Origin of the sequence: Rhodovulum marinum (assembly GCF_004343075.1) — a bacterium.
Taxonomy (GTDB): Bacteria; Pseudomonadota; Alphaproteobacteria; order Rhodobacterales; family Rhodobacteraceae; genus Rhodovulum; species Rhodovulum marinum.
Genome location: NZ_SLXP01000009.1, coordinates 155649 through 161789 on the forward strand (window position 1 = coordinate 155649; position 6141 = coordinate 161789).

5 protein-coding genes are annotated in these 6141 nt (G+C 63.9%); 2 read left to right on the top strand and 3 right to left on the bottom strand.

Features of this window, described 5'->3' with window-relative positions; genetic code table 11:
• Positions 1-84 precede the first annotated feature (84 nt).
• Complete coding sequence (gene mprF, locus EV662_RS14305) at positions 85-2682, bottom strand: bifunctional lysylphosphatidylglycerol flippase/synthetase MprF (RefSeq protein ID WP_132463894.1); 2598 nt, start codon at positions 2680-2682, stop codon at positions 85-87.
• A 10-nt stretch (positions 2683-2692) separates the two neighbouring features.
• On the opposite strand from mprF, the gene EV662_RS14310 reads away from it, so the two are divergent.
• Entirely contained in the window at positions 2693-3058 is a 366-nt protein-coding gene (locus EV662_RS14310; protein ID WP_132463897.1) for a hypothetical protein, read from the top strand.
• Between the two features lie 29 nt (positions 3059-3087).
• Positions 3088-4383, top strand: a complete 1296-nt coding sequence (locus tag EV662_RS14315) for an APC family permease (RefSeq protein ID WP_132463900.1) — start codon at positions 3088-3090, stop codon at positions 4381-4383.
• Positions 4384-4610: 227 nt separating this feature from the next.
• On the opposite strand, the gene EV662_RS14325 is transcribed toward EV662_RS14315, so the two are convergent.
• Positions 4611-5273: a DUF1344 domain-containing protein gene (locus EV662_RS14325; protein WP_132463906.1), complete on the bottom strand. Its 663-nt coding sequence runs from the start codon at positions 5271-5273 to the stop codon at positions 4611-4613.
• Between the two features lie 165 nt (positions 5274-5438).
• Positions 5439-5978, bottom strand: a complete 540-nt coding sequence (locus tag EV662_RS14330) for a hypothetical protein (RefSeq protein ID WP_132463910.1) — start codon at positions 5976-5978, stop codon at positions 5439-5441.
• Positions 5979-6141 lie beyond the last annotated feature (163 nt).

The window sequence follows — 6141 nt, forward strand, 5'->3', positions numbered from 1 at the left end:
TCCGTTACTCAAGCCCCTAACTCCCTCCGGGAGGCGCTGACGTCAGACATCAGCGACCCCCGCATCCGGTCACGCCTTCCCCCTTCACCGATGGCGCTCGGTGCGCATCAGACCGCTGACGCCGCCCGAGACCAGCGTGTTGACCTCATACAGCGCCTGCGGCACGCCCCAACTGCCGGAGCACGCCAGATAGTTCGGCGTCCAGACCGGATTGAATTTCTGCTTGAAGGCCCGCAAGCCCTCGAAATGGTAAATTCTTTCGCCATGCGCATAGGCAAAGCCGGCCAATCGGTGCCAGACCGAGGCCAACGGGCGGGCTTCGACCCCTGCGAGAGGGGCGGCGCCCAGGCTGAACCACCGAAAATCCTGCGCCGCGCCCCACAGCATGATTTCCGCGAACAACGCGTCCATGGCGACCTTGAGTCCATCCGAGTCATACCGCATCAGGTCGACCGACAGCTCGACCCCGTCGCCGCGCATCAGGTTCGCAAAGGCCACGATGCGCCCCGTCCCCGCCGCACGCAGCACCGCGTGGTCGAAATTCCGCAGGTAGTCCGGCAGGAACGCGCCCATGGCAAAGCTTTTCTCTTCGCCCTGTTTGTGGGCAAGCCAGGCATCGGACACCGCGCGCAAATCGGGCAGCAGCGGCTCCAGTTCGGACGCGGGCACAAGGGCGAACTCATAGCCCTCGCGCATGGCGCGGTTGCGCGCCTGGCGAAAGTTCCGCATCTGCGGTGTGTCCAGGCTGAACCCCGTCAGGTCGACGCGCGCGACCTCGCCGATCTTGAGCACGCTCAGGCCCATCTCGAGATAGGTTTCAAGATAGCGGTCTCCGACCGCGTAAAAGACGCAGCGCTTGCCCTCGCGGTCGGCCATCTCGCGGAACCGCCAAAGAAGGTCGGCGCCGGCTGTTTCGTCGCCAACCGGCTCGCCCTTGGTCACCAGGGCCTTACCGGTATCTGCGAAGGCCAGAAAGGCGCTTTCGTTCTCGTTGATCAGGAAGGATTTGTCGCCCAACAGCGCCAGGTTGGCCTCGCTGTCAGGACTGTCAAGCAGCAGCCCCCGAACCGCGTCCGGGATCGGCTCGGGCAGATGAGAGCGCCCTCGGCCGGATAAAACGGAATGCCACGCCGTGCCCGCGAGGACCACGGCAACGGCCAGGCTCGCGCGCAGGTAGCGCGATGCATCGCCCTCCCAGGCGAATTGCCACCACAAGTCTTGGCGGTATTCGACATGCTTGAACGCGAACAGGCCAATCCAGGTGACGGCCCCGACCAGCGCCGCGACACTCAGAAACCATCCCAGGTTCAAACGCAGAATGGCCGCGCCCTTGACCCGGTAAAAGGCCGCGCGAAACCCGATCAGCAGGATCGCGGTGGCCAGGATCACCAGCGATTCCTGCCACGCCAGGCCCTTGACCAGGCTCGCGACCATCCCGACCCCCAAGAGCATCAGGGCCGCCAGCCATGCGCTGTAGAGCCGCCGATAGAGCGCGCGGGCCAAGACGATCAGGAACACACCCGTCACGCTGGCAATAAGGTGAGATGCCTCGATCAGCGGCAAGGGCAACAGGTCGCGCAACAGTTCCATCCGGCTGTTCTCTGACGGGAGGTTGCCCGAAATCAGCAGGACAAGACCCGCGGCAAGGGACAGCCCGGCCGCTGCCAGCGGAACCAGCGGCTTGGCGAGGCGCCCCGTCCAGTCGGCGGCGAACCCGATACCGTGTCTTTTCTTCGTCAGCCAGATCGCCGACAGCGCCGCGATGGCGAGGATGAAGGGCACGGCAAAATAGATCACCCGGTAAAGCAGAAGCGCGGCCAGCATGTCGGGGCGCCCGGCCGCGCCCAGGCCCGCGATCATCGTTGCCTCGAACACACCGATCCCCCCCGGCGCATGGCTGATGACCCCCAAGGTCGTGGCGGTGATGAAGATCATGACCAGCACGGGATAGCTCGGGACCAGATCGGCCGGGATCAGCAGGTAGAGCGCCAGGGTTGCGCCTGACATATCGATGATTGCCGCGCCAGCCAACGCAATCGCTTGCCCCGGCGACGGCAGACGCACCGGAACACCGAATAGCACTCTCTCGCCATGCCGCCAGTGGAGCAGGACAACGATCAGTGCCGACACCCCCAGGAGTCCCCACCCGATGGCTATTTCGCCCCCCCGATCAAAGGGCAGGACCTGCGGCAGACCGGTAGGCAGAAACGCCATGAGACCGCCGACGAACACCGCCAGCCCCAGCCAGAAACCGCCCCAGGCGATCAGGAACACCAGGGAGATCGGCCCGACATCAAGCCCCCGCGCCCCGTAAATTCGGAAACGCAGAACGATGCCGGTGAGATAGGAAAATCCCAGCATGTTCGAGATTGCATAGCCGCTGGCCCCGGTAGTGGCTGCGACAAGGGTCGGAACCCGGCCCGGCGCAACGGTGCGCAACGCAATTACATCGTAAAGCGCGATCCCGACATAGCTTATCAAGGTGCTGGCCAAGGCCAGGGCCAACACCTTGGGCGAGGTCGCAGCAAGGTCGGCACGGATCTCGGACCAGCTGACCTCTTTGGCAAGGTGATGAAGCACCGCCAGAGAGACCGCGACGATCGCCAGCGACAGGCCAGCGCGAACCGCGGGGTATGACAGCACATGGGAGAGGCGGAAAACAGAGGCGCCTTTGACTGTCACCGGACCCTCCTTGGCCGTTCATAGACAGACCTTTGCCCCCTTTCCCCGTATTTTCAATGGCGTGCTGACTGCCGCCGCGCAATGGCCCAAGACATCGACGGAAACGTCGGAACAGATACCTGGACGATGCTTTATCCATTCCGCCGTCAGGGAACTTTTTGCGGGCTTAACCTTCGTCGAGCGGAAATTCTCGGTTCTCGTTTTCGGCCGGATCGGAAACGTCGAGGAGGACACGCCGGGCATCGGATGGCAAGACAATCACGCGACCAAGACGTCGCTAGAACGAACCCCGAGACGGGGCTTCCAACGCATCATCACTTCTCATGGCGAGATATCGATCAGGATGCGGTTGCCGTGGCAAAACAGGCTTGAATAGGCTCCTTTTCATGGTCAGGGTCGGTCAACATGCATAAGCCGGGTAAGGACGTTTCCTTCTGGTCGGCGGTCTCGATGGGCATCGGGGCGATGGTCGGTGCCGGGATTTTCGCGCTGCTCGGACAGGCGGGAACGATCGCCGGAAGTGCCGTCTGGATTTCCTTCCTCTTCGGAGGGGCGGTCGCGCTGTTGAGCGGATACTCGATCGGCCGTCTCGGGGCGCGCTACCCCTCGGCGGGCGGAGTCGTCGAATATCTGGTGCAGGCGTTCGGCGTGGGGCGGTTTTCCGGCACGATGAGCGTGATGATGTATATCGGTTCGCTCGTCGCCGTGTCGCTGGTCGCGCGGACCTTCGGATCTTATGCCCATGCCCTGCTGCCGCAGGGGGCACCTGGCTGGCTGGTCGAGGTGTTTTCCGTGGCCATCGTCCTGGTCTTCATGCTGGTCAATCTGGAAGGCGCGCGCGCGATGGCCCGGGTCGAGAATCTGGTCGTCCTGGTGAAGATGGCTGTTCTGATCGCCTTTGCCACCATCGGGATGTTGTTCATATCACCAGAATACCTGTCACCCAGCACCTATCCGCCCGTCTCGATGATCTTTTACAGTGTCGCCGTCACCTTCTTTGCCTATGAGGGGTTCCGCATCGTGACCAACGCGGCAGAGGACATGCGCGACCCCGCCCGCACGCTACCGCGCGCGATCATGACGGCGATCCTTCTGGTCATGGTGGTCTACATTACCGTCGCCGTAAGTGTTTTCGGGAACCTGCCCCCCGACCGGGTGGTCGCCGCGCAGGATTTCGCCCTTGCCGAGGCGGCCCGCCCCATCCTCGGCAAGTTGGGGTTCCAGGTCGTTGCCATCGCAGCCCTGTTCGCGACGGCATCCGCCATCAACGCAAGCCTCTATTCTGTCACCAATGTCACCTACAGGCTGGCCACCCTCGGCGAGTTGCCCCGCGCCTTTGGCAAGCCCATCGGGCACAGCAAGGAAGGGCTGGTGGTCAGTTCAGGCCTCATCATCCTGCTGGCGATCTTTTTCGATCTGTCGCAAATCGCCGCGATCGGGGCGCTGTCGATGCTGATCATCCACCTGACGGTCCATATCGGCCACCTGCGACTGCTGCGCGAAACCGGGGCGATACCACCGGTGATCGTCCTGGCGATCGTGGCGAATGCGGGCACCATTGTCCTTGGAATGTATCACATCGCGAAAACATCCCCCCTGCTGCTTCTTTGGATCGCAGGGTTCGCCGTTCTCTCTTTCGTCATCGAATTGCTGTTGCATCGCCTGGCCGATCGGACCGTCGGGATGCGTGTCCACGATTGAAAGGGCCATCGCAGGGCAGCCTTGGACCGCAGTGCCAATACATCGCACCGTTCCATGTGGCGGTGTGTCACGAAGCGGCTTCCATGCATGGCTGACGCGACCACGCAGCGACCGGTCGATCCGCGACGAAGAACCAAGGTACGGAGTTTTCGTATTTCGGTTGCGTGCTGTCCATGACGTCCCCCGCGCAAGAGCCCCCGGCGCCGTGGGGCGCCGGGGAGGCTGTGTTACCCATTTGCCGGGCTGATCGAGGCGCCGGTCCGGCTGTCGCCCGACTGCACCCAGAGGATATCGACACGGTCGCCCGCCTTGAAATCGGCAAGCTTGTCGTGCGCGCCGTGGGTATCGGCGAAGCTGTAGCTGGAGCCGTCCGACAGCGTCACCGTGTCGTTCGTGACCGAAGCGATGGTGCCCGTCGCGTGATCCGCCCCGGTGGTGCCGATCGAGTCGCCCAGAAGCCGGCCCGATCCGTCATGGAAGGCGATATGGACCACATCACCGGGTTTCAGCGAGGCCAGGACCGTGTTCGTGTCGGTCGAGTCCGGGAAGTGGAACATGCGCCCGTCGGTCAGCGTCACGCTGTTGCCGGCCGGGTCGGCGCTTTGGAGCGTGCCGACCGCCTGGAGCCCCGAGACCGGGCTGATCGCCCGGCCTTCGCGGCCGCCTCCGACATGCTGCCAGAGGACATCGACGGTGTCGCCGTGGGTCAGGCCGGACAGCGGACTTTGGGTGTTGTTCCGGTTGAAGGTGTAACTGCTGCCATCGGACAGGGTCAGCGTGTTCGACCCCTGGTCGACCGACTGGACATAGCCGATGGAATGCTCGGCAAGCGCGGCGCTGCTGGCCGAGATCAGGGCCACGAGGGTGAGAGGGACAAGTTTGGTTTGCATGGTTTCGATCCTTTCGATCTGCGGTAAGGCAGGATTTCATCGATCGGTACGCTGGCAGGGCCGGTGCGCCCGATGGACACAGGGTGTATCGTCAACCCTGTCTGCGGCTGGCCGGGCCCATACGGATTTGTAAGGTTCCGCGGCGGACCTGGAGCCAGAAAAGGATCAGCGGGAACGGGACAGGCGCACCAGCGACAGAGCCGTCGTCAGGAAGGTCACGCCGAGAAGCAGCCCGACAAGTCGCGCGGACCGGTCTGGCCAGCCGGCGATCATGAACAGTCCGGCGCCGAGGGCGCACAGGCCGCTGGCCACCGCACTCTGCCAGCCGCGATACCGCGGGCTTATGTGAAGCCCGAAGAGCACCGACAGGATACCCTGCGCCAAGAGGCCCAGCACGATCAGCACGATCAGCTCGCTTAGCCTCAGCGGCCCGGCAAGACCCGCACCCGTTCCGGCAAGGCAGAGCGCCGCGAAGAAGGCAGAGAAGGCACGCCATTCCGGGATTGGACGCGCAAGCCGCGCGAAGCCGAGGCCCAACGCCCCCCAAAGCGCCAGAAGCACGGCCATGTCGGCCGCCTCTCCGATCCAGGCGACGCGGGGCAGCAGCGTTGCCGCCAACCCGAGCAGACCGAAGCCGATGCCGGTCCGGGCAAGCAGCCGCTGGGGGATCGCGGTTATGGGCGCTGCTTGTCCGACGCCGGTCATCTTTTGCCCTTTCTTTCGGTCGGTTGCGATCTCGTGACGTTAGCTGCCAGGGCTGCCCCATGGCCCGGTGACCTGCCCCGATGAAGTGGTCCGGTTTCAGTCTTAGTGCATGAGGGGTCTTGGCGCTACGGCTGGTGTGGCCGGCGAAGCGGCTCCGGATGGC

Bases quoted from the DNA above. Each gene is read 5' to 3' on its own strand.
- EV662_RS14315 (WP_132463900.1), top strand. From the start codon at position 3,088: ATGCATAAGCCGGGTAAGGACGTTTCCTTCTGGTCGGCGGTCTCGATG.
- EV662_RS14325 (WP_132463906.1), bottom strand. From the start codon at position 5,273: ATGCAAACCAAACTTGTCCCTCTCACCCTCGTGGCCCTGATCTCGGCC.
- EV662_RS14330 (WP_132463910.1), bottom strand. From the start codon at position 5,978: ATGACCGGCGTCGGACAAGCAGCGCCCATAACCGCGATCCCCCAGCGG.